The following is a 24,485-nucleotide window of genomic DNA, read 5'->3' on the forward strand; positions in this document are numbered from 1 at the left end:
CCCCTCCCCAACTTGGTGAAACTCAAACTGTGATCCTCACTTAACACTACATTTTGCGACCAAGTCAAAACTCTTCGCTCATGATGGATGGCTCGCGGCGTCCGATACAGTCTTTTCTCGGGCAGATCCGGCACGTGACCCCGATCTGCCGCACGCCCTCCACCTGCCCCGCATCGGTCGTGGGCACATCGGTTTGCGCCGTTTTTTCGGGCACGATCAACATATGCGCCTCAACCAGCATCGGCGCATCAAACTGTTGCGGCCCGATGGGCTGCGCAATCGCATAGGTGTCAAATTGTCCGGCGCCGCGACCGCTTTGCCGGACCTGCATATGCAAGGCGGCCATCGGACGCCCCAAAGCAGAATATAACGGCCAGAGCGGGCACGCGCCCCCGAACCGCGGTAACGGAAAACCTTCTATCGGTTTGCGAAAGGTTGTCGATCCAGAGGCATCACAGATCACCAAGCCCAATGGCACCGGCAGATGATCCGGCGCCAACATCGCCAGACGCCGCATGGCCGTGCCCAAATCCACATCGAACCGCCGCGCCATGCCCGCCGGATCAATCTGTGGCACTGCCGCAACCTCGGCCAGAACCGCGCCGAGCGGCATCCGCTGCGCATCTGCTGCATAGCGCTCCAGAAGCGCCCGCATCATCACCCGGGGCGAGGCCGAGGCAAAATTCCCGGCGTCGATCAACATGGAAATCGTCGCTTGCGGGTCGCCCGGTGCCTCCAATGCCGAAAAGTGAAAATCATGGGCCCGCAAAAACGCCTCGATTTCATCTTGCGGAGAACTGGCCCGCGCCTCATCGCCTTCGGCACGGTCGAGATAGGCCACCAGAGACTGTGCGCCCTCGGCCAATCGCACCGCATCCTCATTCAGGTTCCGATGGAAGCGGTCGCGCCATTCCGGTTCGATTTCGCGGGTGTCGGCCAGAATGCCGGCGGTCGACCGGATCGCCGTCACCATCGACAACACCTCATGCATCGACGCGGCCAAATGCGGATCATGCGCCAATCGGTCGGTCAGAGTTTCGACGATATGCTCCAACTCACCAATCCGCCGATGCGCGCCCATCACCAATTGCGCCCATCCGGGAAAGCGCCCCGCGAATTCATCGGCGCGATCCCGCTCGGCCGCGGCCCCCAAAGGCGTGGCCGCCGCTTCGCGCAATGTGGCAATCAACGCCGCCTCGGCACCTTCGGACAAGAGCGCCTGTTCGACGCCCAAAGCCGCCGCCAGATCACGCAGCAATTTTCCGCCGATTCTGCGGCGGTTGTGTTCAATCAGGTTCAGATAAGACGCCGAGATATTCACCGAGGCCGCAAGTTGCGTTTGCCGCACCCCCAACATCAATCGTCGTTCGCGAATACGGCTTCCGGTAAGGGTCGACATCGACATGGCATTTTCCCTGCGCTTTCAACACGTTTCTGCGGCGCGGAAAAACTTTTTTACAAATCACGCCGCGTCATTGTACAGTTTTTTACAAAAAAATCGTGCAATTCAAGGCTCTTGTTGCAAAATTTTCTATTCACGCGCGATACTGCATTTGCACAAACGTGCGTGCGGGAGGCGCAGAGGAGAGCGAACCCCGCATGAAAATGTAACGGGAGGATATAATGTCCAATAGTAATTTCACGCGCCGCGGCGTGATCAAATCCGGCGCAATTGCCGGTGCTGGTGTCGCTCTGCCGACGATTTTCACGGCCTCTTCGGCCGCAGCTTACACGAACGAGCCCACCGGTGGATCAGTCACCTTTGGCTTTAACGTTCCGCAAACCGGCCCCTACGCAGACGAAGGCGCCGACGAGTTGCGCGCCTATGAGTTGGCTGTCGAGCACCTCAATGGCAACGGCGACGGCGGCATGATGAACACCTTCTCGTCCAAATCCCTCAAGGGCAACGGCATTCTCGGGAATAAGGTCGAATTTGTTACGGGTGACACCCAAACCAAATCGGACGCGGCGCGCGCCTCGGCCAAATCGATGATCGAGAAAGACGGCGCCATCATGATCACCGGCGGTTCGTCCTCGGGCGTTGCTGTTGCGGTTCAAGGTCTGTGCCAAGAGGCTGGCGTCATCTTCATGGCGGGTTTGACCCACTCGAACGACACCACCGGCAAAGACAAAAAAGCCAACGGTTTCCGGCACTTCTTTAACGCCTATATGTCTGCTGCGGCGCTCGCGCCGGTGCTGTCCAAACTCTATGGCAATGACCGCAAAGCCTATCACCTGACGGCGGACTATACATGGGGTTGGACCCAAGAAGAGTCGATCAAAGCCGCAAGCGAAGCCCTGGGTTGGGAAACCATCAACGCCGTGAAGACCCCGCTGGCACAGACCGATTTCTCGTCTTATATCGCACCGGTTTTGAACTCCGGCGCCGATGTTCTGGTTCTGAACCACTACGGTGGGAACATGGTCAACTCGCTGACCAACGCGGTTCAATTCGGCCTGCGTGAGAAAGTTGTCAACGGCAAGAACTTTGAGATTGTTGTGCCGCTCTTCTCGCGTCTGATGGCGCGCGGTGCGGGTGAAAACATCAAGGGCATCCTTGGGTCCACCAACTGGCATTGGTCGCTGCAAGACGAGGGCTCCAAAGCCTTTGTCAAATCCTTTGGCACCAAATACGGCTTCCCGCCGTCGCAGGCCGCCCATACGGTCTATTGCCAAACCCTGCTCTATGCGGATGCCGCCGAACGCGCGGGCACCTTTAACCCTTGCGGTATTGGCGAGGCGCTCGAAGGCTTTGAATTCGACGGGTTGGGCAACGGTAAAACACTATACCGTGCCGACGACCACCAGTGCTTCAAGGACGTTCTGGTTGTGCGCGGTAAAGAAAACCCGACATCCGAATTCGACATTCTTGAAGTGGTCGAAGTCACACCGGCAGAACAGGTTACCTATGCCCCCGACCACCCCATGTTTGCGGGCGGTGCATTGGGCAACTGTAACCCCGGCGCGTAAAATACGCCAAAGACCGGTCGCGCCCCGCGCGCGGCCGGCTTCTTTCCGCCAGCCTGCCAATGCGGCCATAGAACACGGCCCTTTCGTCCGCTGCGGAGCCTCTTTTAACCACCAAATAAAAAAACCCACGGGTGGGAACAATGGACGCAATCATACTGCAAATTCTAAACGGGCTTGATAAAGGCTCGGCCTATGCGCTCATCGCGCTTGGGCTTACACTGATTTTCGGCACGCTCGGCGTGGTGAATTTCGCCCATGGCGCGCTGTTCATGATCGGTGCTTTCTGTGCGGTCACCTTGAGCAGAATTCTGAACTTCAGCTTCGAGACCATCGACCCCACCAAAACCGATTTCCTCGGCAATCCGGCCAAGATCAAAACCACCTATGTGGAGCATTGGTTCGGCGCGGATTTCGGTGCGACGATCATTGATTGGGCTGTGCCGCTTGCGATCCTGTTTTCGATCCCGATCATGATCCTGTTCGGTTTCATCGTCGAGCGCGGATTGATCAAACACTTTTATAAGCGTCCCCACGCGGACCAAATCCTTGTCACCTACGGCCTCGCCATTGTGTTGCAAGAGATCATCAAGGCGTTTTACGGTGCCAACCCGATCCCGACCCCTGCCCCCGATGTGTTCAAAGGCAGCTTTGATTTCGGCACGCTGCTCGGGTTTGAGCCAAATGCGATCATCTATCCCTACTGGCGTCTGGTGTACTTCGCCTTCTCGGCGCTGATCATTTCGGGTGTCTTTGCCTTTTTGCGCTTTACCACCTTTGGCATGGTTGTACGTGCCGGTATGGCCGACCGCGAAACCGTGGGTCTTTTGGGTCTCAACATCGACAAACGCTTTACCTTCATGTTCGGGCTTGCCGCTGCGGTGGCCGGTGTTGCGGGTGTGATGTATGCGCCGATCAACTCGCCCAATTACCACATGGGTATGGATTTTCTGGTGCTCAGCTTCGTCGTGGTGGTTGTCGGCGGCATGGGTTCGCTTCCGGGCGCTGTGTTGGCTGGCTTCCTTTTGGGTATCTTGGAAAGCTTCGCCTCAATGAACGAAGTCAAATCGCTCATCCCCGGTATCGACCAGATCATCATCTACGTCGTCGCCATTATCATTCTACTTACACGTCCGCGTGGCCTTATGGGTCGCAAAGGCGTGATGGAGGACTAATCCATGCTGGGTCTGAACAAAAAAGACTTCTCGCTTCTTCTGGTCGTGGCGGCTTTGACGCTTTTCGCGCCCTTCATTCTCAACCCCTTCCCTGAAGGCTCTGGCATGGCGCAATTCAACGCGGGCTATCCCGATTTGATGCAGCGGTTCGTAATCTTTGGCATCTTTGCCATCGGGTTCAACATCCTGCTTGGCCTGACCGGTTACCTCAGCTTCGGTCACGCCGCTTTCCTCGGTGTCGGCTCTTACTCGGCGGTGTGGATGTTCAAACTGCTGTCCATGAACGTCATCCCCGCGATCCTGTTGGCGGTGGTTGTCTCGGGCCTCTTTGCCCTTGTTATCGGGTTTATCAGCCTGCGCCGCTCGGGGATCTACTTCTCGATCCTGACGCTGGCCTTTGCGCAGATGTCGTTCAACCTCGCCTATTCGGTGCTCACTCCGATCACCAATGGCGAAACCGGTTTGCAATTGACGCTCAATGATCCGCGCGTTCTTGGTCAATCTGCGACAGCGGATGGGTCGATCCCTGTGACCTCGCTGTTCGGACTTGAAATGCGCTCGACATTCGAGATGACCCTCGGCCCATGGCTGTTTCAGTTCAACGCAGGTTACTACCTCTGCGCGCTGATCCTGCTGCTCAGCTTCTATTTGTCGATCCGCATCTTTCGCTCGCCGTTCGGCTTGATGCTGCGGGCGATCAAATCGAACCAGACGCGGTTGAATTACACGGGCTTGAATGCGCGCCCTTACACATTGGCAGCCTTTGTTATCTCGGGGATGTATGCCGGTTTGGCCGGTGCCTTGATGGCGTCGATGGATCCTCTTGCGGGCGCCGAACGCATGCAATGGACCGCATCGGGCGAAGTGGTTTTGATGACCATCCTTGGCGGTGCGGGCACTTTGATCGGTCCGGTTTTGGGTGCAGGTTTCATCAAGTATTTCGAGAACATCTTCTCGAAGATCAACGATACGGTTCTGCACGGTTGGTTTGAATTCATGCCCGACGGTTTGGAAAACCTCATTGTGGGCATTTTGCACCCGTTCATCGGCAAAGGATGGCATCTGACGCTTGGCCTGTTGTTCATGCTGGTGGTGATCTTCTTGCCCGGCGGTCTGGTCGAAGGCGGTCAACGCATTGCCAAATTGTTCCGCCGCAAAAAACCGGATGACGCTGGCGACAACGCTCAATCCACCCCTGCAGAATAAGGAGACGGTAGAATGGGTATTCTAGAAGTCAAAAACGTCAACAAGCGCTTCGGCGGGTTGCAGGCCCTAGGCGATGTGAACTTGTCGGTTGCCGAGAATTCGGTGCATGCGATCATCGGGCCGAACGGGGCGGGGAAATCTACCCTTCTCAACTGCCTCGTCGGCAAGTTGATCCCCGACACCGGATCGGTGATGTTCGACGGGCAATCGGTTTTGGGGCGCACGCCCTATGAGATCAACCAAATGGGCATCAGCCGCGTCTTTCAAACACCCGAGATCTTTGGCGATCTCACGGTGATGGAAAACATGATGATCCCCTGTTTTGCCAAACGCGACGGTGCCTTCCGCCTGCATGCCATTGCGCCGACCGACGACGAAAAAGAGATCGTCGAGAAAGCCGAGCGCATGCTTGAGGATATGAACATGGCCGGTAAACGCCACATGCCGGCGGCGTCGATGTCGCGCGGCGACAAGCGGCGGCTCGAAATTGGTATGTGTCTGGCGCAAGAGCCGCGGCTTTTGCTGCTCGACGAGCCGACGGCGGGCATGGCGCGCGCCGATACCAACAACACCATCGACCTGCTCAAACAGATCAAGGACGAACGCGATATCACCATCGCGATCATTGAACATGACATGCATGTTGTGTTCTCCTTGGCCGAGCGGATCACCGTTTTGGCCCAAGGCACGCCTTTGGTCGAAGACACGCCCGACAACATCAAAGGCCATCCCAAGGTGCGCGAAGCATACCTTGGCGAGACGGCCTAAGCGGAGGACGCGATATGAACGTCAAACCCGATTTTTCAAAGGGCAAGAACCTTGCCGAAACCGCCCCGGCTTTCCTGTCGATCTGGGAAATGGAAAGCTATTACGGCGAAAGCTACATCGTGCAGAACATTTCGTTCAACGTGCATGAGGGCGAGATCCTTGCGCTTTTGGGCCGCAACGGCGCAGGCAAAACCTCAACCCTGCGCTCCATCGCCCGTATGGATAGCCCACAAGTCACCCACGGCGAGATCTGGCTCGATCACCAACCCTTGCACACGATGGTCTCCCATCAGGCATCCTCGCTCGGCATCGCCTTGGTGCCTGAAGACCGCTGCATCATCCCCGGCCTAACGGTCGAGGAAAACCTGCAACTGGCACAGATCGCCCCGCCGATCGGATGGTCGATCGAGCGGCTTTATGAATTGTTCCCCCGCCTGGGCGAACGCCGCAAGCAAGAGGGCGTGACCTTGTCCGGCGGCGAACAACAGATGTTGGCGATTGCCCGCGCCTTGGCCCGCGACATCAAGGTACTTTTGCTGGACGAACCCTACGAGGGCCTCGCCCCCGTCATCGTGGACGAAATTGAAAAAACACTGCGCATCATCAAGGAACAGGGCATCACCACCGTGATCGTCGAACAAAACGCTGTGCGTGCATTGGAATTGGCCGACCGTGCGGTTATTCTCGACACGGGCGGCATCGTCTTTGATGGTTCGGCCGCCGAGGTCCTTGGCAACGAAGAATTGCGCGCCGAATACTTGGCGATTTAACGCTATACTCCGTTCGCCTTTGGTCCCGATTGCAACTCATGGGGCGGACGGATACCCAGCCCCAACCAAAATAGTAGTGAAGGCCAGCCCCATGTCCGATCAATCTTACCCGCCCTCCGCCGCATTCAGCAAATCGTCCCACGCCGATAAGGCAACCTATGACAAAATGTATGCGGCCTCGATCAATGACCCCGAGGCCTTCTGGGCCGAGCATGGCAAGCGGATCGATTGGATCAAGCCCTTCAGCAAAGTGAAATCATCCGATTTCACCCTAGGACAGGTCGATATCAAATGGTTCGAGGACGGCACATTGAATGCCTCCTACAACTGCATCGATCGTCATTTGGAAACCCGTGGCGATCAAACCGCGATCATTTGGGAACCCGACAGCCCCGATGACGAGGCGCTGCATATCACCTATAATGAATTGCACCGCCGCACCTGCCGCATGGCCAATATCCTCGAAGATATGGGCGTGCGCAAAGGCGACCGTGTGATCATCTATCTTCCGATGATTCCCGAAGCCGCCTATGCGATGCTCGCCTGTGCGCGGATCGGCGCGATCCATTCCATCGTTTTTGCCGGTTTCTCGCCCGATGCTTTGGGATCGCGGATCAACGGCAGCGATGCCAAGGTTGTCATCACCTCCGATGAAGCCCCGCGCGGCGGGCGTGTCACCGCGCTCAAATCCAACGCCGATGCGGCGCTTTTGCACTGTAAAGACACGGTGAAATGCCTCGTGGTGAAACGCACCGGCGGGCAAACCACATGGACCGAGGGGCGCGATTACGACTATAATGAGATGGCGATGGAGGCGGATGATTATTGCAAGCCCGCCGAAATGAACGCCGAAGACCCGCTGTTTGTGCTCTATACCTCTGGGTCCACCGGCCAACCCAAAGGCGTGGTGCACAGCACCGGCGGCTATATGGTCTATGCCGCAATGACGCATCAATACACGTTTGATTACCACGATGGCGATGTGTTCTGGTGCACGGCCGATGTGGGTTGGGTGACGGGCCACAGCTATATCATCTATGGGCCATTGGCCAATGGCGCCACCACCATCATGTTCGAAGGCGTGCCGACCTATCCCGATGCGGGCCGGTTCTGGGCCGTGTGCGAAAAGCACAAAGTAAACCAATTCTATACCGCCCCCACCGCGATTCGCGCCCTGATGGGTCAGGGCAACGATTGGGTCGAGAAATATGACCTCAGCGATCTGAAACTGCTGGGCACCGTCGGGGAACCGATCAACCCCGAAGCGTGGAATTGGTACAATGATGTTGTCGGCAAGGGCAAATGCCCGATCGTCGACACTTGGTGGCAGACCGAAACCGGTGGCCACATGCTCACCCCGCTGCCCGGCGCCACGGCGACCAAACCCGGATCGGCCACCCTGCCCTTCTTCGGGGTTCAACCCGTCGTGCTCGACGCTCAGACCGGCGAAGAAATCCACGACACCGAATGCGAAGGTGTCTTGGCGATCAAAGACAGCTGGCCCGGGCAAATGCGCACGGTCTACGGTGATCACGAGCGGTTCGAGAAAACCTATTTCTCCGACTACAAAGGCTATTATTTTGCCGGTGACGGATGCCGCCGCGACAAGGATGGCTATTACTGGATCACCGGCCGCGTCGATGACGTGATCAACGTCTCCGGACACCGTATGGGCACCGCCGAAGTCGAAAGCGCATTGGTCGCCCACCCCAAGGTGGCCGAGGCCGCCGTTGTCGGCTACCCCCATGATATCAAAGGGCAAGGCATCTATGCCTATGTCACTTTGATGAACGGGATCGAACCGTCGGACGCGCTGCGCAAAGAATTGGAAACATGGGTGCGCACCGAAATCGGCCCCATCGCCAAACCGGACCTCATTCAATGGGCCCCCGGCCTGCCGAAAACCCGTTCCGGCAAAATTATGCGGCGCATCCTGCGCAAGATTGCCGAAGACGATTTCGGCGCGCTTGGCGACACTTCGACATTGGCCGAACCCGCCGTTGTTGACGAGTTGATCGAGAACCGCATGAACCGCAGCTAAGCCGGGCGCGCGCCCTCACGATGACCTTACCATGACAAGGGCCGGAGCACTGTTCCGGCCCTTGTCCTTTGGCGCGCCTGCCAAGCCGCATCCGCGCCGCACATCTTAAGTTCTCTTCACATGTATGAAGCCGTTAAGGTTTTACCGCCCTCGCCGTGCAACGATATCCACAGTACCAAGGCGCCGCCCGCCCCACGGCACCCCTATTTTCATGCACCGCAGCGAGTTTGGATCGGACGCAGACACCAGAATTTAACAAGTATTAATCGTCTATAAACATTTACGTCTTAACCTCTGAGTCGTGTGGGTAATTCAAAGGATGTAACAAATGCTTGCAATGCGGATTGTCGGATGGGCGATGTCCAGCGTGCTGCAAGACGGCACGCAAAAACAAAATCACCAAACACCTATGACCGACACATCGTCGGCAGGAACAGGGGGCCGCGGGTTTGTCCCCGGTGCAGCGCCAGCGGCTGGGGCGCTCTCGCCGCCGTCCGCGATCAATCCGGCAACGGTATTGGCCAATCCAGCCGCTGCGGAAAAAACCGGCAGCACGCAAGATCAGGCCACCCAAGCCGCCGCGGATGTTGTCCGCCGCAGCGCCAACCCGACCTCAAAGGAAAGCGCGGCCCGCGTCGCCGTCGAAGCCCCACCGGTTCAAGACCACAAAACCCGTGTGGCCACGGCCGAAGCGATGTTTGGAGCGGCGGATGACGAGGTTCGCGCGCAAGTCATCGAAACCGGACTGCGCGCTGCGCAAGCCCCCCAAGACGCCGTGCGTCAGCCTGACGCCCGCGCCCTTGATGAGGAGGCGGCCCCCATCGCCGCCACACCGCGCGAAATCGCCGTTGTGGACACCCGCCCGGCTGTTGCACCTCAAGCGCCCCAATCCGACGTCAACAATGATCAAATGCGCCGGCAGGCCGAGATTGCCAATGCCGAAAGCCATGCGCTGAGCCTTGCGTTGCAAGCCGAGCTGCGCGCGCAATACCTCGTACGCGAGATCGAAGCCGCCGCCCGATCCGCCAAACAAAGCGCCATCGCCGCCGCGCGTCAGGGCGAGGATGTCGGTTCGATTGATGTCCCGACCCCCGACCAGCGCTTTGCCGCCAGTCAGGTTCTGGCCACCTATGATGCCGCGATTGTTGCCAGCCGCGCCGCCTGACGGCTCTTGAGACTTGGCCGTCGGCGCAGTGCATGGAATTCCTTTGCGCCCGCCCGCGCGTGGGTGCAATATCCCCTCCATGCCCCCCACCACCGCACGCCCCGTTCCTATAGCCTCACCCGCCAACGCGCCCCATGCGGCCAGATCCGAGGATACCCTCGCCGATCTGGCCTTCGATTTTGCGCCAACCGGACTTGTGGTATTGGAGAACCGGGTCGTCCGACGATGCAACCAACATTTCGCACGCATGTTTGGCGGCACGCCCGACAGCTATCAGAACACGCAATTCTCAAAGCTTTATCCATCCATACAGGAGTTCGAGGCCATCGGCGCACGCTGGCGCAAGGCTCTGCGCACCACAGGCCGCTACCAAGACGAGCGTGTCATGCGCCGCCGGGATGGCACGTTGTTCTGGTGTCGGGCACGCGGCCAATCACTCACCCCCGAAGATCCGTTCCGCCAAGGCATATGGTCATTTGCCGATCTCTCCGACGAACGCCCGTTGGTCGAACTCACCCGCCGCGAACGCGATGTGGCGATTTTGACCTGTCGTGGGTTGACCTGCAAAGAAATTGGCAAGGAACTGGACCTGAGCTATCGCACTATCGAAGTGTATCGCGCCCGTCTTTTGAAGAAATTCAAGGCACGTAAACTGGCCGAATTGGTCGCGAAACTCGCGGGTACGCCATTGTGATCCCGCCGCGCTTTGGCCACTTTGACGCCATAGAGCGCCGTTCGCCTCGCATTTCGACCACCGGCACCCCATATAGGATGAAATTGCCCGCTTTATTAGCACCCCAGCATGGCCTATAAGCGGACCAGATTTGGCAGGGCCCACGCCAAGATGGGCGCATCTGACCGTTTGAGGACGATATGACAAAAAACACCCATGACGCCGATGTCGCCTTTATTCAGGCACTGGCAGAACTTCTGCGCGAAAACGATTTGACCGAATTGCAGGTCAAGCGCGACTATGGCGAAGATGACAGCCTCAACGTGCGCGTCAGCCGCAAAAAGGAAATCATCACCCAGGTCGCAGCGGCCCCTGCCGCTGCCGCACCGGCCCCCGCGCCCGCCGCAGCAGCACCAGCAGTAAGTGCACCTATCGAAGACGACCCCGCAAGCCACCCCGGCGCCGTCACCTCGCCGATGGTCGGCACGATTTATCTACAAGCCGAACCGGGCGCGCCCGCTTTCATCGCCACCGGCCAGCAAGTCAGCGAAGGTGACACGCTGCTGATCGTTGAAGCGATGAAAACCATGAACCACATTCCAGCGCCGAAATCGGGCACCGTGAAGCGTATTCTCGTCGCCGACGGCGAAGCGGTCGAATATGGCTCGCCGCTCGTTGTTATCGAATAAGGCGCAGCATATGTTCGATAAAATCCTAATCGCCAACAGAGGCGAAATTGCCTTGCGGGTGATCCGCGCCGCCCGCGAAATGGGCATTAAATCGGTCGCTGTGCATTCCACCGCCGACGCCGATGCAATGCATGTGCGCATGGCCGACGAAAGCATTTGTATCGGCCCGCCCTCCTCCACCGAAAGTTACCTGTCGATCCCCGCGATCATCGCCGCCTGTGAAGTCACCGGCGCGCAGGCAGTGCACCCGGGCTATGGATTCCTCTCTGAAAACGCGAATTTCGTGCAGATCGTCGAGGACCACGGGCTGACCTTTATCGGCCCCACGGCGGAACATATCCGCGTCATGGGTGATAAAATCACCGCGATCGACACGATGAAAGCACTCGGCGTGCCCTGTGTGCCCGGTTCGGGCGGCGGCGTACCGGATTTGGCCACGGCAAAAAAGCTGGGCGAGGAAATCGGCTATCCGGTGATCATTAAGGCCACCGCTGGCGGCGGCGGACGCGGTATGAAAGTCGCGCAAACCGCAGCAGATATGGAAAGCGCATTTCACACCGCGCGCGCCGAAGGCAAAGCCGCCTTTGGCAATGACGAGGTCTATATCGAAAAATACCTGACCACACCGCGCCACATCGAGATACAGGTGTTCGGCGATGGTAAAGGCCGCGCCGTGCATTTGGGCGAACGCGATTGTTCACTGCAACGGCGCCACCAAAAGGTATTCGAAGAAGCCCCCGGCCCCTGCATCACCCCCGAAGAACGTGCGCGCATCGGCAAAGTCTGTGCCGATGCCGTGGCCAAAATCAATTATATTGGCGCCGGCACGATCGAGTTTCTCTATGAAAACGGCGAGTTCTATTTCATCGAAATGAACACCCGCCTGCAGGTCGAGCACCCCGTCACCGAAGCGATTTTCGGCGTGGATCTGGTGCGCGAACAAATCCGCGTCGCCGAAGGCCTGCCGATGACCTTCGATCAGGATGCGCTCACCATCAATGGCCATGCGATTGAAGTGCGGATCAATGCGGAAAAGCTTCCGAACTTCTCGCCCTGCCCCGGTACGATCTCTGCCTTTCATGCGCCTGGTGGGCTTGGCGTGCGGATGGATTCGGCGCTTTATGACGGCTACACGATCCCGCCTTATTACGACAGCTTGATTGGCAAATTGATCGTCCATGGCCGCGACCGTGCTGAGGCTCTGGCGCGTCTAAACCGGGCTTTGGGGGAATTGATTGTTGATGGGGTCGACACGACCGTGCCGCTTTTCGATGCGCTCTTGCAAGAGGACGACATCCACGAAGGCACCTACAACATTCATTGGCTCGAGCATTGGCTTGAACAGAAGTTCGCCGGAAAATAGGCTTCGGGCAGCCTGCGACAACAGAATACAAAACGCCCGCTGTGCGACCGGCGGGCGTTTTGCGTGATCCGGGCGGTCACAGGCCGCGCGGCACCATGGTGCAACTGGCGCGTTTCTGGCCGTCGGTGACGAAATAATCTGACAAACCGACGCGTTGATTCTCTGGCACCTGCGTCCAGTCGACCCACTCCAACTCGTAATCCAGCGCCTCGGCGATCACTTGCAAGGCACGCGGCCCCGGCACTGCGCGCGGGCGCAATGGCCCCTCTCCTTCGCCGCTTGGCACCGGGTGGTTGACCATGCGCAACACCGGATCATCCGAGATCAAGAATACCCCGTCGAGAATCACCAAACGCGGCGCCAGCGCCCGGATATGTGAGAAAAGCAAAAACAGATCCGCAACGTTTTCGAGCAAATCAAACATCGCCACCACGTCATAGCGCCGCTCGGCCTGCACTTCGGCGGCCAGTTCCTTCATCGGATCGGCACACCGTAAATCAATCCGCTCGCGCAGGCCGATGTCAGGATGGCGGCTGAATTTGCTCACCGGTTCGGCGTTCTGCTCGACACCGACCACCCGCGCGGCCCCCGCCGACGCAAATGCATAACACCAACGCCCGTCTTCCGCCCCGAGATGCAGCACGTTGCTATCCACAATCACATCCCGATAGGCATCCAAAAGCAGGCGGTGACGTGCATGCATACGGTTCACCATCATCATCGCCGAATTGCCCGGCCCATTACCAATTCCACTCATTCCAAGACCTCACTGGAAACTTCACGTCAGATAAGCGTAAATGGTGGAGAAAACCGGCCCGTTAACCGCCGCCTTGAAAATCCGAACGAGTTTCACCGTATTTGAATGACCCTTGCTGCACACATCACCCCCGAGATCCTGCTTGAAGCCTACCGCATCGGGGTCTTTCCGATGGCCGAGCATGAAAACGACCCCGAAGTATTCTGGGTTGACCCACGTCGGCGCGGCATTTTCCCGATGGACGGGTTTCACGTTTCGCGCAGCCTTGGCCGCCGGATGCGGCGCGGCGGCTATGGCGTCACGCTCAACCAAGATTTCGACGGGGTTCTGGCCCATTGCGCCGACCGCGCAGAAACATGGATCAGCGCCGACATCGCACGGCTATATCGCGCGCTGCACCTGCGCGGCGCAGCCCATTCGATCGAAGTTTGGCAAGACGGAATGCTCTGCGGTGGGGTTTATGGGGTCACCTGTGGCGCCGCCTTCTTTGGCGAAAGCATGTTCTCGACGCGTAGTGATGCGTCAAAACTGGCGCTGACGCATCTGGTTGATCACTTGCGGCGTTGCGGATTCAGGTTGTTTGACACGCAGTTCACCACACCACATTTGATCCGCCTCGGCGCGGTGGAGGTGCCGCGCAAAGACTATCACATGATGTTAAATGAAGCCGTGGCGCGGCCTGCGGATATCATGGCCTGTCCGCTTGAGCGCGACCCTCAGGAAGTCTTGCAGCGGATGACCCAAACGTCATAACGCGAATGATCCAACGCGCTCAACGCCGGCGAAGACGCGACCATCCAACCATCGTAAACCGGCGCATCTTCCCCAGCATCGCGCACCGTCACATGGGCAAAAGCGTCCGCTGCGGGGTTGTCCGAAGGATAACGGCACTCAAGAAGATCGACCCGCAGCCGCCCCATGTCAAACCCGGTCCCCGATTGCATCGTATGATCAAAGACCTGCCCCGACACCTTGTCGAGCGTGCGTAAAATCGCACCGGAGGCCGTGGTTGTTTTTTGCTGTGCGGCGACCGGCCCTGCCACCGCAAGCGTAAAAACCATCATTAAAATCCCGACGAAACGTGTCATTGGCCCGCGGCGCTGTCGCTGCTGTCATCCCCGGAGACAAATTTCATCAAAAGAGAAATCAGGCTGATCGAACCTTGGGTGAATTCAATTTCATCGCCCGACGCAAGATAGAAGGGCGACCCCCCTGGCATCACCTCGACAAAGTTACCGCCCAGAAGACCTTCGGAGGAAATCGCGACAGCACTGTCATCGGGGATATCAATGCCGCTTGCGACGGTAAACTCGGCCGAGGCGCGATAGGTCTCGGTGTCCAAGGCCACCTCTGTCACCGTGCCGATTTTCACACCGGCAAGGCGCACATCCGTGCCAACGCTGATCCCTTCCAACGACCGGAAGGACGCAGTCAACGGATAGCCGCTATTGCCCGCAGAAAAGCCCGTGGCTTGTCCCGCGTAGAACAAAAATCCTACCGCAGCCGCCAAAACGGCACCGCCAACCAGAGTTTCAGTGATATTTTCCGACATTGGGTCGCTTCCGTCTTGCGCGGGCATCTGTCCCGCCGCAGGTCTCGCGCCGGATTACTCCGGCGTCCAAGCCTCATAATCGCTACGCTCGGCAGGCACCGCGCGGCGAATCGACCCGGCAGGCGCATAAGCCATAGCCGTGCCACTCAAATTCGGCTGATGTGGTTTTTCCCATGTTTTATGGGCCAGCGGGCGATCTGTCGGCGCCTCTTTATAGGTATGATGCAGCCACCCATGCCAATCCGCGTCTACGCGGCTGGCCTCGGCTTCGCCATTAAAGATCACCCAACGGCGCTTGCCATCTACGGTGCGATAATACCGGTTTCCCTGCTCATCTTCACCCACTTTGACGCCCTTGCGCCATGTGTAAAGCTGTGTGTTCAACGTCTGGCCATTCCACCAGGTGAATACACGCATAACATTGTTCAGAATACCCATCGGTCTCTCCGCAACTGGTCTTGTTTCATATGAACCATATCAGGCCGAAGGTCCAGTGCCGATGCCATCGCGCACCTGCACCGGCGGTTATTACGCCGCCAAGGCCGTGACCTCGATCTCGATCCGGTATCTCTCGTCAATCAACCCGCATTCCACCATCGTCGCGGCAGGGGGCGCATCGCCAAACACCTCGCGCAGGACCGGCCAACAGGGTTCGAATTCGGCCCGATCCGGGAGGTAGTATGTCACGCGGACCACGCGGTCGAAACCGCTGCCCGCCTCGGCCAGCGCCTTGCCGATTGTCTCCAATGCCGCACGGCATTGCGCAACCACGGTATCGCCCTGCCCGACCGTGCCCGCGACATGAACGAATCCGCTTGCCACAACTGCGCGACAATACCCGATCTTGGCCTCGAATTCGCCGCCGGAGAAGATCCGTTGCATGTCCTGCCTCTTCAAAAGATTCCATCTGCGCCAACAAATACAGCCCCGACCATATCGGCGCAATCGAGCGGTGCATCTTGGCCAAAAGCTTCGGCCCCAACCAAACAAAAAATGCCCGCTCAATAGCGGGCATTCCTCAAAATCTCGGCCGGACGGGCACAGGCAAATGCTATCCTGCGGTGGCGCCCTTTTCTTTGCTTTCGGCAAAGATCATCAAAGGCGCTGCATCCGATGTCACCGCTTCTTCGTTCACAACCACTTCTTCGACATTGTCCATCGACGGCAGTTCGAACATGGTGTTGAGCAAGATATCTTCGAGAATTGACCGCAGGCCACGCGCACCGGTTTTCCGCTCGATCGCACGTTTGGCGATGGCCGACAGCGCATCATCGGTAAAGCTCAGCTTGGCATCTTCCAACTCGAACAGACGCTGATATTGCTTCACAAGCGCATTCTTCGGTTTGGTCAAAATGGTAATCAGCGCATCTTCGTCGAGATCTTCAAGCGTTGCAATCACCGGCAAACGGCCAACGAATTCAGGGATCAAACCGAATTTAAGCAGATCTTCCGGCTCCAGATCGGTGAAGATCTCGCCCACGCCGCGCGCATCATTGTCGCGCACATCTGCGCCAAAGCCCATGGCCGACCCTTTGCCACGCTGCGCAATGATCCGGTCCAAACCGGCAAAGGCACCGCCACAGATAAACAGGATGTTGGTCGTGTCGACTTGCAAGAATTCTTGTTGCGGGTGTTTGCGTCCGCCCTGCGGCGGCACCGAGGCAACCGTGCCTTCCATCAGTTTCAACAAAGCCTGCTGCACGCCCTCACCCGAAACATCGCGGGTGATCGACGGGTTTTCGGATTTGCGCGTGATCTTATCAACTTCGTCGATGTATACGATGCCGCGCTGTGCGCGCTCGACATTATATTCCGAAGCCTGGAGCAATTTCAGAATGATGTTTTCAACGTCCTCGCCCACATAACCGGCCTCGGTCAAAGTGGTGGCATCCGCCATCGTGAACGGCACATCCAAAATCCGCGCCAAGGTCTGCGCCAGAAGCGTTTTACCGCAACCCGTCGGACCAATCAGCATAATGTTGGACTTCGCCAATTCGATGTCCGACCCTTTGGCCGAATGATTAAGGCGTTTGTAATGGTTGTGAACCGCGACCGACAACACACGTTTGGCCATCATCTGACCAATCACATAATCGTCGAGCACGTCGCAGATTTCTTGCGGCGCGGGCACGCCTTCGGAGGACTTCAAACCGGATGTTTTGGTCTCTTCGCGGATGATATCCATGCAAAGCTCGACACATTCATCACAGATGAAAACAGTCGGGCCGGCAATCAGCTTTCGCACCTCATGCTGGCTCTTGCCGCAAAAGCTGCAATAGAGGGTGTTTTTGCTGTCACCGTTGGATGTATTCGCCATGTCGTCCCTTTCAGGCCCCGTGTCTGCATCGTGTGACCATTCTGGTCGTCCGGCGCCCTTCATTCAAGGATAGCTTAGGACAGCCAAAGAGGCTCTACAATCTGAAAATGCCTGCGCGCCAAGGGGGCACGCAGACGTGATTACTTATTCCGCGTCATCGCCTTTGGCGCGGCTTTCAACGATCTCGTCGATGAGACCCCAGTCTTTGGCTTCTTCGGGCGACATGAAATTATCGCGCTCAAGCGCCGCTTCGACTTTTTTCAGGGTCTGCCCCGTATGACGCACATAAATTTCATTAAGACGCGTTTTGAGTTTTTGCGTCTCTTGTGCGTGGATCATGATGTCCGTTGCTTGACCTTGATACCCGCCGGAGGGCTGGTGCACCATCACGCGGCTGTTGGGCAACGAGAACCGCATGCCCGCCTCACCCGCCGTAAGCAAAAGCGAGCCCATCGAGGCGGCTTGGCCGATCACAAGGGTCGACACTTTGGGTTTGATGTATTGCATCGTGTCGTAGATCGACAATCCGCTGGTCACAACACCACCGGGCGAGTTGATATACATCGATATTTCTTTGGAGGGATTTTCGGCCTCAAGGTGCAACAATTGCGCGACAATGAGCGAGCTCATGCCGTCATGCACCGGCCCCGAAAGGAAAATAATCCGCTCTTTCAAAAGCCGCGAGAAAATATCATAGGCCCGCTCGCCCCGGCTCGTTTGTTCAACGACCATGGGAACAAGGGTGTTCATATAGGTATCGATTGGGTCTTTCATATCCGCCTGCCTTCTGCTGTCCGGGGCATCATTACGCGTCAGATGCTAATGGAGTCTTAGTCTCGCGCCCAAGGGGCTGCAAGGGCAGCGGGAGATTTCTCTACCCACCGTGCGAGGTTTCTTCCTGAATTTCAGGTATTGGTTGATGAAAGGTAAAGTTTTACCTGCGCCCATCGTGTCTCCTAACAGCAACATATGCCGCACAGTAAAACGGGGCGCGCCCGCAAGCGCCCCCCGCCTTTAATCCCCGCAAGTCCGATGATTTGCGCGCCTATGGCGAGACCGATTTAAGGTAAGCGATCATCGCGGCGATATCGCTGTCCTTCTTCAAACCGGCAAACGACATTTTGGTTTTCGGGGCATAGGCCTTGGGTTTGGCCAAAAATGCCGCCAAAGCCGCGTCGTCCCAAACCGCACCTTCGGCGCTTAACTCTTGGAAAGACTTGGAATACCGGAACCCCTCGATCGTGCCAACGGCACGTCCGGCAATCCCGTTCAGCAGCGGACCGGTTTTGTTTTTCGCGCCCTCGCCCACCTGATGGCAAGCCTTACACTTCTTGAAAACCTTGGCGCCCTCGGCAACCAACCCCGGATCGAGCGCCGATTCCTGAACCGGTACCACAACCGGTGCAGCGGCGGCAGGCGCCTCGGCTTTGGTCTTTGAGACAGGTGCGCTCTGTTCTTGCGCTGCGGCCTCAGCGTCTTCTTCTTCGGGCGTCACATCCAAAACCAATGCCCGCATGGTGATTTCCACCTCCGCCTTGCAGTTTTCCATGCAAGGCGCCGCAGAGAATTGCGCATATTCAGTTTCGGCCCGATCATCGATGATGAACCCGTCTGCGTTGCGCATCTCTACGTCCAAAAATGTCTCGTTCGACAGAATGAAATCATCTTCCACCATATCATTCGAATAGAGGATATAAGCAACGACAGCATAGACTTCATCGGCGCTGAGGCTTTGCGCATTGCCGAATGGCATCGAGCGGTTCACATAATCCCAAGTGGTTGAAAGATATGGCCAATAAGAGCCAACCGTTTTCAACGGGTCGTCGTGATCAAGCGTATCCACCCCGCCGGCCAGCTTCGGCCAATTGCCCCGCCCTTCGGCAAAATCCCCGTGACAGGAGGCGCAATTGTCAGCAAAAAGAACATCACCATCCTCGACATTGCCCGCCCCCACCGGAAGGCCGCTGCCATCGGGACGCACGTCCAAATTCCACGCCGCAACCTCGTCAGACGTCGCCGCCCGGCCAAGCCCGAACGGGCCGGCATCTGCGGCCGTCGCGATCGCCATCGTCGCCAAAGTTATGGCCGTCAGAGAATTAAGATACTTCAACATTTTCGGCCTCCCCGCTCTCCTTGACCCACCAGGTCTGGATGCAGTTATTGTGATAGATCGAATTCAAACCACGCACTGCGCGCAATTGGGTTTTGGTCGGCTGGACATATCCGGTCTCGTCCATCGCCCGGCTTTGCAACAGCATCTCCGAACCGTCCCAATCGATATCAAGATAAAAGCGCGTCAGCGCCATTTTTTGTCCCGGCGCCGCCAACCGCGCCTCGGCCCATGTCTTCCCGCCATCACGCGACACATCGACCCGTTTGATCGCTCCGTTGCCGGACCACGCAAGGCCGGTGATGACCAATGGCCCCTTGCCATGGGTGATCGGCGATTGCGGGCTGGGCGATGTCACGACGGATTTCGCATCCATCACCCATGTCCATTTGCGCGAGGTGCCGTCGGCCAAAGTATCGGTATATTTTGACGTCTCCTCGCGGCTTTCGACCGGCGCGTCCGTGACCTCGATGCGGCGGATCCATTTGATCCACATGTTGCCTTCCCATCCGGGCACCACAAGGCGCACAGGATAACCATGTTCCTTGCGCAGGGCTTCGCCATTGGCTTTGAACGCAAGGATACAATCATCCAAAGCCTTTTCCATCGGGATCGAACGCCCGTTCGATGAAGCATCGGCCCCTTCCACATAGATCCACTTATCCTTGAGATCGCCCGCCTTGGTCAGGCCCGCCTCCTCCAGAATCGTGCGCAGGCTCACGCCGGAATATTCCATATTGTGGATCATACCATGGGTGAACTGTGCGCCATTCAATTGCGCACCGGCCCATTCCATGCCGGTATTGGCGGCGCATTCGAGGAAATTCACCTGATTGACCCGCGGAAAGCGTTCGAGATCGGCATAGGTAAAGATCAATTCACGATCGACCAACCCGTTGATCATCAACCGGTAATCTTCCTTTGCCAATTCAATCGCACCGGAATGGTGCCGCTCGAACGCACAACCTTGCGGCGTGATCGTCCCGTCCAGCGCATGGATCGGCGTGAAGTTAATCGAAGAAATCGTATCAGCCGTGAGCCATTCCACGTTACGCCGCACAACATCGCTTTCGAATTTGATCGGCAGTCCGTAAGGCGTCTCATCCACCCCATCTCCGAACCCGCTTGCCCATGGTTGCACTTCGGTGATCAACGGATCGCCCGCCGCACGCGCCGCGCCCGCCGTGGCAAGCGCACCCGCCGCCGTGGCCGCACCTTTGAGGAATGCGCGCCGCGATGGGGATTTGCCTTTGAAGCTGACTGTCATATGCTTCTTGCTCCCTTCATAACATTAAATTCATCTGTATGAATTCAATGGATAAAAAAATTTGCTCTCGGTTTGCCGACGGGGCGGAGGCCTCAGGCCCCCACCACCGTGACGCTATTGTTCGGGGCGACGGACACCGTACCCTGTTTGCGGATATGGCTTTCCACCACATCCCAAATTTGCGGACCTTCGGTGCCCTCATTGACGCTGGCCCAACCGGCGACTTGGTAAGTCTTGGCCGGATCAATCAATTCGCCTGTTTTGAGCAGGGTCATCTCGGAAATCCGTTCGCCTTGTTTCTTAGAGATATCAATGCGGTACCCCATGCCGCCGATCCGCACCATATCGCCGCCCTGCTGGTAATAGGGATCGGTGTTAAAAAGGTTATCCGCCACGTCTTCGAGGATCACATGGATGAATTCGCCGGTCATTTCGCTACGGTAGGCCTTACCATAAGACATTGATGTCACGTTCCAAATGTCCTCGCGGGTGATATCCTGCCCCGGTAGGATCGACGGCCCCCAACGCACCCCCGGCGACATGGCGATATCGGCCTCGCGTTCGGACAAAAGCGCATCACAGATCAGATCATCCCAAGAGCCGTTAAAATTCCCACGCCGGTACAAAAGGCTGTCGGTCTGCCCGATCACTTCAGAGAGTTGATCCGCATAGGGCGCGCGCTGTGCATCAATCAATGCGGCCACCTCTTTATCCGGTTCGATGACATCGGAAAAAATCGGGATCAATTTATGTTTGAACCCCATCATCCGCCCGTCGCGCACATCCAGATCGACGCGGCTTACGAATTTGCCGTTCGAGCCCGACGCAATGATAATTGTCTCGCCCACCAGAACCGGTTCGGGCAATGCGTCATGGGTGTGCCCCGACAAGATCACGTCAATGCCGGTGACTTTTCCGGCCATTTTCTTGTCCACGTCAAAGCCGTTATGCGACAGGCAAACCACCAATTCGGCGCCTGCAGCGCGCACCTCGTCCACCATGCTTTGCATATGCGCGTCGCGGATGCCAAAGCTGTATTCAGGGAACATCCAACCGGGGTTGGCGATGGGCATGTAGGGGAAGGCCTGCCCGATCACGGCAATTTTCACGCCGCCACGTTCGAACATTTTATAGGGTTTGAACAATTCCGCCGGCTCATCCCATTCCGCATCGAAAATATTCTGCCCCAACGCCGCAAAGGGCAGCCCCTCAACAATCTCGTTCACCCGCTCCGATCCCAGCGTGAATTCCCAATGGAAAGTCATCGCATCGGGTTTGAGCGCGTTCATCACATTGACCATATCCTGGCCTTCGGTGTGGTGGCAGGTGTAGGAGCCGTGCCACGTATCACCGCCATCCAAGAGCAGCGCATCCGGGCGCGCCGCACGAATTTGGTTGATCACGGTGGCCACGCGGTCCATGCCCCCGACGCGTCCATAGGTGCCCGCCAACGCGGTGAAGTCATTGTAAGTCAACGCATAATGCGACGGCGATCCATCCTCGATACCATAGGCACGGCGGAAATCCGCACCGGTGACATGCGGCATCTGACCCTTGGCCGCGCCAACGCCGATGTTGATCTCCGGCTCGCGAAAATAAATCGGTTTGAGCTGCGCGTGAATGTCGGTGACGTGGATCAGGCTGACATTTCCGTAGGTGTCAAAGTCGAGAAGTTGATCTTGGGTGAGCGCCTGCTGCGCCGCCAAACGGCCCCAATTGCCAAACCCCGACGCGCCCACAAGCGCCGATGCAGCCATTCCGACTTGAAGAAAATCGCGGCGTGAAATCATATCGACCGACTCCGAAAGGTTAAGAATATCCTGAACCGCCCGCGTGGATATGCGTGCAGCCTTGGCCGACATGGCCCATGGTGGTGGAGCATCGCCCCGATGTCATATTTCCGTCCCGTCCGCGCAATACACTTGCGCGGGTGTGCCGCGTGAGGGCGTACAATGACGCCCCCACGCGCTCTTATGATTTAGTTCCGCACCGAGGGTGCTTCGACCGACAATCCGTTGCCACGCGAGGCGACATAAAGCTCAAGCGCCACAAACTCGGGGCTTCCGGGTTTGAACGTCTCGGCGCGGGTATCGCGCACGCAACCTTTGAACCGCGCATGGGCTGTGTTCAGCTTGGTATTCTTCAAACGGTAAACCGGAAAGCCATTGATCTGACCTTGGCTCAAATGATCCGCACGGATCATGTTGCCATAGTTCTCTTCGTGGCAAGACGCACAAGACAGGTCGAGTTGACCCGTGCGGGTATAATAAAGCTCTTTGCCCTGCGCCCACATGCTTTCGGCCGGGCCATCAATCGCCACATCGACCGGCATCCCGCGCGATTGCAACGAAATCAAAGCCTCCATATTGGCCATTTTTCCCGATGTGTACCCATAGGGTTCGGCGCCCATTTGTTCCGTGCGGCAATCGTTGATTTGCATCACCAATGTGCGCACTTCTTCGGCATTGTCATTCCACTTGGGATATTCCGCGCGCACGCCCTTCATCGATGTTTCGACGTCCTCGTGGCACGATGCACAAGATTTGCCCTCGGATCCGTCAACAGCGTTCCACTGATCCATGCCTTGATCGACAAAAATCATCCCCGGGTTATCGAAGTCGTCCATTTGGGTTTGCTGGGTTTCATCGGCACGAAACAACCAACCGGAATAAATCGCATCCATGTTGGCCTCTTCCATATGCGCAGGAAGCGGGGCCTTGGTGACGATCTCGATCTCGCCATTGATCACCAATTGCGCGTCTTCATCCGCCTGCGCCGCAGCGCCCCAAAGGGCCCCGCCTGCAAGGGTCAAAGCCAAAAGCGCCTTGGTGCTTGTTTGCTTGGTCATAGTCTTCCTCCCTGAAGGCCGCCCATTAGGCAATCGCCACCGATTTCATATCCTCATAGACCGACCCATCGTCGTCATACCATGTGAATTTGAAGTCCCCCGCTTCGGGCACGACGGCCTCGAATTCGAAATAGGGGTTGGTCGAAATCGCCGGTTCCATTTTGATATCAATCACCGACTGGCCGTTGAACTCACAGGTGAAGCGGTTGATGATCGAACGCGGAATGGCGGAGCCGTCCTTGTTCTTGCGTTGACCCGATTCCATCTTGTGGCTGATCAGGGTCTTGATTGTGACAGTTTCGCCAGCCGCCGCCGTTTTGGGGGCTTTGACGCGGGGTTTTACACCAGATGCCATGGTCTTATCTCTCCTGAATTAGCCGCCGCAGCCGCCGATGGTGACTTTCACGGTCGAGCTTGCGCGCGCAAAGCTGCCATCTTCCATTTTCGCAATCGCAACAACGTCTTGCGTACCGGCAAGGCGGATGCGTGTGCTGGCCGACCGGCTGCCTGCGAGGGGGCCGAAATTGAACGTCGCCACGCCCGGCGTGGGGTTGCCCGCCGCCAGGATCATGATCGATACCGCGCCTTCGGCGGATACCGAAACCGGAACCGTATTGCCGTTTTCTGCGATTTCCGGTGCGGTCAATGTGACACCGCCTTCGGCCACGTCTGCCCCGCCGGTAAAGGCTGCAATCGCCTCGTCTGCCGCCGCCATCGCGCGCATTGGCAAAACCGTCAGCGCAGCAGCACCAAGCCCAAGGGCCAGTGTTTCGCGTCGTGAGAATTCCATATTTATCTCCTTAAGGTTCCCTGCCCT

Annotated in this window: 25 protein-coding genes; 11 read left to right on the top strand and 14 right to left on the bottom strand. The window is 57.5% G+C overall.

All coding sequences use genetic code 11. The features are described 5' to 3' along the window. Nucleotides 1-64: 64 nt before the first annotated feature. Entirely contained in the window at nucleotides 65-1,405 is a 1,341-nt protein-coding gene (locus DI396_RS13450; protein WP_110796728.1) for a helix-turn-helix transcriptional regulator, read from the bottom strand. A 218-nt stretch (nucleotides 1,406-1,623) separates the two neighbouring features. Here DI396_RS13450 and DI396_RS13455 point away from each other — a divergent pair, with 218 nt between their 5' ends. The 10 genes from DI396_RS13455 (at nucleotide 1,624) to accC (ending at nucleotide 12,817) form a co-directional block, all read left to right on the top strand. Next, nucleotides 1,624-2,970, top strand: a complete 1,347-nt coding sequence (locus DI396_RS13455; RefSeq protein WP_110796729.1) for a substrate-binding protein — start codon at nucleotides 1,624-1,626, stop codon at nucleotides 2,968-2,970. A gap of 140 nt (nucleotides 2,971-3,110) precedes the next feature. Next, the gene (locus DI396_RS13460) at nucleotides 3,111-4,142 is read left to right on the top strand and encodes a branched-chain amino acid ABC transporter permease (RefSeq protein ID WP_110796730.1); all 1,032 of its coding nucleotides are present in this window, start codon (nucleotides 3,111-3,113) and stop codon (nucleotides 4,140-4,142) included. A 3-nt stretch (nucleotides 4,143-4,145) separates the two neighbouring features. Continuing rightward, nucleotides 4,146-5,348 (top strand): branched-chain amino acid ABC transporter permease, encoded by a 1,203-nt coding sequence (locus tag DI396_RS13465; protein WP_110796731.1) that lies wholly within the window; start codon nucleotides 4,146-4,148, stop codon nucleotides 5,346-5,348. 12 nt (nucleotides 5,349-5,360) lie between these two features. Then, the gene (locus DI396_RS13470) at nucleotides 5,361-6,116 is read left to right on the top strand and encodes an ABC transporter ATP-binding protein (RefSeq protein WP_110796732.1); all 756 of its coding nucleotides are present in this window, start codon (nucleotides 5,361-5,363) and stop codon (nucleotides 6,114-6,116) included. A 14-nt stretch (nucleotides 6,117-6,130) separates the two neighbouring features. Next, on the top strand, nucleotides 6,131-6,886 hold the full coding sequence (locus DI396_RS13475) for an ABC transporter ATP-binding protein (protein ID WP_110796733.1): 756 nt from the start codon (nucleotides 6,131-6,133) through the stop codon (nucleotides 6,884-6,886). A gap of 91 nt (nucleotides 6,887-6,977) precedes the next feature. After that, nucleotides 6,978-8,927, top strand: a complete 1,950-nt coding sequence (gene acs, locus DI396_RS13480; RefSeq protein ID WP_110796734.1) for an acetate--CoA ligase — start codon at nucleotides 6,978-6,980, stop codon at nucleotides 8,925-8,927. Nucleotides 8,928-9,255: 328 nt separating this feature from the next. Next, complete coding sequence (locus DI396_RS13485) at nucleotides 9,256-10,092, top strand: hypothetical protein (RefSeq protein ID WP_110796735.1); 837 nt, start codon at nucleotides 9,256-9,258, stop codon at nucleotides 10,090-10,092. Between the two features lie 79 nt (nucleotides 10,093-10,171). Continuing rightward, nucleotides 10,172-10,786: a LuxR C-terminal-related transcriptional regulator gene (locus DI396_RS13490; protein ID WP_110796736.1), complete on the top strand. Its 615-nt coding sequence runs from the start codon at nucleotides 10,172-10,174 to the stop codon at nucleotides 10,784-10,786. A gap of 179 nt (nucleotides 10,787-10,965) precedes the next feature. Then, entirely contained in the window at nucleotides 10,966-11,454 is a 489-nt protein-coding gene (gene accB, locus DI396_RS13495) for an acetyl-CoA carboxylase biotin carboxyl carrier protein (RefSeq protein WP_110796737.1), read from the top strand. A 10-nt stretch (nucleotides 11,455-11,464) separates the two neighbouring features. Beyond that, nucleotides 11,465-12,817: an acetyl-CoA carboxylase biotin carboxylase subunit gene (gene accC / locus DI396_RS13500; RefSeq protein ID WP_110796738.1), complete on the top strand. Its 1,353-nt coding sequence runs from the start codon at nucleotides 11,465-11,467 to the stop codon at nucleotides 12,815-12,817. 76 nt (nucleotides 12,818-12,893) lie between these two features. On the opposite strand, the gene DI396_RS13505 is transcribed toward accC, so the two are convergent. Then, nucleotides 12,894-13,574, bottom strand: a complete 681-nt coding sequence (locus DI396_RS13505) for a class I SAM-dependent methyltransferase (RefSeq protein WP_110796739.1) — start codon at nucleotides 13,572-13,574, stop codon at nucleotides 12,894-12,896. Nucleotides 13,575-13,679: 105 nt separating this feature from the next. Between DI396_RS13505 and aat the strand changes: the two genes are divergently transcribed. Further along, nucleotides 13,680-14,327, top strand: coding sequence for a leucyl/phenylalanyl-tRNA--protein transferase (aat, locus tag DI396_RS13510; protein ID WP_110796740.1), 648 nt, complete (start codon nucleotides 13,680-13,682; stop codon nucleotides 14,325-14,327). On the opposite strand, the gene DI396_RS13515 is transcribed toward aat, so the two are convergent. From DI396_RS13515 to soxY, 12 genes are all read right to left on the bottom strand, one after another. Then, complete coding sequence (locus tag DI396_RS13515) at nucleotides 14,291-14,662, bottom strand: DUF2155 domain-containing protein (protein WP_110796741.1); 372 nt, start codon at nucleotides 14,660-14,662, stop codon at nucleotides 14,291-14,293. The genes aat and DI396_RS13515 overlap by 37 nt on opposite strands. Beyond that, on the bottom strand, nucleotides 14,659-15,126 hold the full coding sequence (gene mlaD, locus DI396_RS13520) for an outer membrane lipid asymmetry maintenance protein MlaD (protein WP_110796818.1): 468 nt from the start codon (nucleotides 15,124-15,126) through the stop codon (nucleotides 14,659-14,661). Before mlaD ends, DI396_RS13515 begins: the two co-directional genes overlap by 4 nt. 54 nt (nucleotides 15,127-15,180) lie before the next feature. Next, a complete protein-coding gene (locus DI396_RS13525; protein ID WP_110796742.1) occupies nucleotides 15,181-15,564 on the bottom strand; it encodes an NADH:ubiquinone oxidoreductase subunit NDUFA12 in 384 nt (127 codons plus the stop codon). Between the two features lie 90 nt (nucleotides 15,565-15,654). Beyond that, nucleotides 15,655-16,008, bottom strand: coding sequence for a RidA family protein (locus tag DI396_RS13530; RefSeq protein ID WP_110796743.1), 354 nt, complete (start codon nucleotides 16,006-16,008; stop codon nucleotides 15,655-15,657). A 169-nt stretch (nucleotides 16,009-16,177) separates the two neighbouring features. After that, nucleotides 16,178-17,443: an ATP-dependent Clp protease ATP-binding subunit ClpX gene (gene clpX, locus DI396_RS13535; protein WP_110796744.1), complete on the bottom strand. Its 1,266-nt coding sequence runs from the start codon at nucleotides 17,441-17,443 to the stop codon at nucleotides 16,178-16,180. 144 nt (nucleotides 17,444-17,587) lie between these two features. Beyond that, a complete protein-coding gene (locus DI396_RS13540) occupies nucleotides 17,588-18,217 on the bottom strand; it encodes an ATP-dependent Clp protease proteolytic subunit (RefSeq protein WP_110796745.1) in 630 nt (209 codons plus the stop codon). Nucleotides 18,218-18,488: 271 nt separating this feature from the next. Then, nucleotides 18,489-19,556, bottom strand: a complete 1,068-nt coding sequence (locus tag DI396_RS13545) for a c-type cytochrome (protein WP_110796746.1) — start codon at nucleotides 19,554-19,556, stop codon at nucleotides 18,489-18,491. Continuing rightward, entirely contained in the window at nucleotides 19,540-20,820 is a 1,281-nt protein-coding gene (gene soxC / locus DI396_RS13550; protein ID WP_110796747.1) for a sulfite dehydrogenase, read from the bottom strand. Before soxC ends, DI396_RS13545 begins: the two co-directional genes overlap by 17 nt. Nucleotides 20,821-20,912: 92 nt before the next feature. Then, complete coding sequence (gene soxB, locus DI396_RS13555; protein ID WP_110796819.1) at nucleotides 20,913-22,610, bottom strand: thiosulfohydrolase SoxB; 1,698 nt, start codon at nucleotides 22,608-22,610, stop codon at nucleotides 20,913-20,915. A 188-nt stretch (nucleotides 22,611-22,798) separates the two neighbouring features. Next, a complete protein-coding gene (gene soxA / locus DI396_RS13560) occupies nucleotides 22,799-23,668 on the bottom strand; it encodes a sulfur oxidation c-type cytochrome SoxA (RefSeq protein WP_110796748.1) in 870 nt (289 codons plus the stop codon). 25 nt (nucleotides 23,669-23,693) lie between these two features. After that, on the bottom strand, nucleotides 23,694-24,023 hold the full coding sequence (gene soxZ / locus DI396_RS13565) for a thiosulfate oxidation carrier complex protein SoxZ (protein WP_110796749.1): 330 nt from the start codon (nucleotides 24,021-24,023) through the stop codon (nucleotides 23,694-23,696). 18 nt (nucleotides 24,024-24,041) lie between these two features. Beyond that, complete coding sequence (gene soxY / locus DI396_RS13570; RefSeq protein ID WP_110796750.1) at nucleotides 24,042-24,458, bottom strand: thiosulfate oxidation carrier protein SoxY; 417 nt, start codon at nucleotides 24,456-24,458, stop codon at nucleotides 24,042-24,044. Nucleotides 24,459-24,485 lie beyond the last annotated feature (27 nt).

The sequence above is a fragment of the Litorivita pollutaquae genome (assembly GCF_003205515.1).
Classification (GTDB): domain Bacteria; phylum Pseudomonadota; class Alphaproteobacteria; order Rhodobacterales; family Rhodobacteraceae; genus Litorivita; species Litorivita pollutaquae.

What these genes read in the sequence shown, in the direction of transcription:
- DI396_RS13525 (WP_110796742.1), bottom strand. Translation starts at nt 15,564, where the DNA reads ATGGGTATTCTGAACAATGTTATGCGTGTATTCACCTGGTGGAATGGC.
- DI396_RS13530 (WP_110796743.1), bottom strand. Translation starts at nt 16,008, where the DNA reads ATGCAACGGATCTTCTCCGGCGGCGAATTCGAGGCCAAGATCGGGTAT.
- DI396_RS13475 (WP_110796733.1), top strand. Translation starts at nt 6,131, where the DNA reads ATGAACGTCAAACCCGATTTTTCAAAGGGCAAGAACCTTGCCGAAACC.
- DI396_RS13490 (WP_110796736.1), top strand. Translation starts at nt 10,172, where the DNA reads ATGCCCCCCACCACCGCACGCCCCGTTCCTATAGCCTCACCCGCCAAC.
- clpX (WP_110796744.1), bottom strand. Translation starts at nt 17,443, where the DNA reads ATGGCGAATACATCCAACGGTGACAGCAAAAACACCCTCTATTGCAGC.
- accB (WP_110796737.1), top strand. Translation starts at nt 10,966, where the DNA reads ATGACAAAAAACACCCATGACGCCGATGTCGCCTTTATTCAGGCACTG.
- DI396_RS13515 (WP_110796741.1), bottom strand. Translation starts at nt 14,662, where the DNA reads ATGACACGTTTCGTCGGGATTTTAATGATGGTTTTTACGCTTGCGGTG.
- DI396_RS13450 (WP_110796728.1), bottom strand. Translation starts at nt 1,405, where the DNA reads ATGTCGATGTCGACCCTTACCGGAAGCCGTATTCGCGAACGACGATTG.
- DI396_RS13485 (WP_110796735.1), top strand. Translation starts at nt 9,256, where the DNA reads ATGCTTGCAATGCGGATTGTCGGATGGGCGATGTCCAGCGTGCTGCAA.
- soxY (WP_110796750.1), bottom strand. Translation starts at nt 24,458, where the DNA reads ATGGAATTCTCACGACGCGAAACACTGGCCCTTGGGCTTGGTGCTGCT.
- soxB (WP_110796819.1), bottom strand. Translation starts at nt 22,610, where the DNA reads ATGATTTCACGCCGCGATTTTCTTCAAGTCGGAATGGCTGCATCGGCG.
- DI396_RS13470 (WP_110796732.1), top strand. Translation starts at nt 5,361, where the DNA reads ATGGGTATTCTAGAAGTCAAAAACGTCAACAAGCGCTTCGGCGGGTTG.
- DI396_RS13540 (WP_110796745.1), bottom strand. Translation starts at nt 18,217, where the DNA reads ATGAAAGACCCAATCGATACCTATATGAACACCCTTGTTCCCATGGTC.
- aat (WP_110796740.1), top strand. Translation starts at nt 13,680, where the DNA reads ATGACCCTTGCTGCACACATCACCCCCGAGATCCTGCTTGAAGCCTAC.
- mlaD (WP_110796818.1), bottom strand. Translation starts at nt 15,126, where the DNA reads ATGTCGGAAAATATCACTGAAACTCTGGTTGGCGGTGCCGTTTTGGCG.
- soxZ (WP_110796749.1), bottom strand. Translation starts at nt 24,023, where the DNA reads ATGGCATCTGGTGTAAAACCCCGCGTCAAAGCCCCCAAAACGGCGGCG.
- DI396_RS13545 (WP_110796746.1), bottom strand. Translation starts at nt 19,556, where the DNA reads ATGTTGAAGTATCTTAATTCTCTGACGGCCATAACTTTGGCGACGATG.
- acs (WP_110796734.1), top strand. Translation starts at nt 6,978, where the DNA reads ATGTCCGATCAATCTTACCCGCCCTCCGCCGCATTCAGCAAATCGTCC.
- DI396_RS13455 (WP_110796729.1), top strand. Translation starts at nt 1,624, where the DNA reads ATGTCCAATAGTAATTTCACGCGCCGCGGCGTGATCAAATCCGGCGCA.
- DI396_RS13505 (WP_110796739.1), bottom strand. Translation starts at nt 13,574, where the DNA reads ATGAGTGGAATTGGTAATGGGCCGGGCAATTCGGCGATGATGATGGTG.
- soxA (WP_110796748.1), bottom strand. Translation starts at nt 23,668, where the DNA reads ATGACCAAGCAAACAAGCACCAAGGCGCTTTTGGCTTTGACCCTTGCA.
- accC (WP_110796738.1), top strand. Translation starts at nt 11,465, where the DNA reads ATGTTCGATAAAATCCTAATCGCCAACAGAGGCGAAATTGCCTTGCGG.
- soxC (WP_110796747.1), bottom strand. Translation starts at nt 20,820, where the DNA reads ATGACAGTCAGCTTCAAAGGCAAATCCCCATCGCGGCGCGCATTCCTC.
- DI396_RS13460 (WP_110796730.1), top strand. Translation starts at nt 3,111, where the DNA reads ATGGACGCAATCATACTGCAAATTCTAAACGGGCTTGATAAAGGCTCG.
- DI396_RS13465 (WP_110796731.1), top strand. Translation starts at nt 4,146, where the DNA reads ATGCTGGGTCTGAACAAAAAAGACTTCTCGCTTCTTCTGGTCGTGGCG.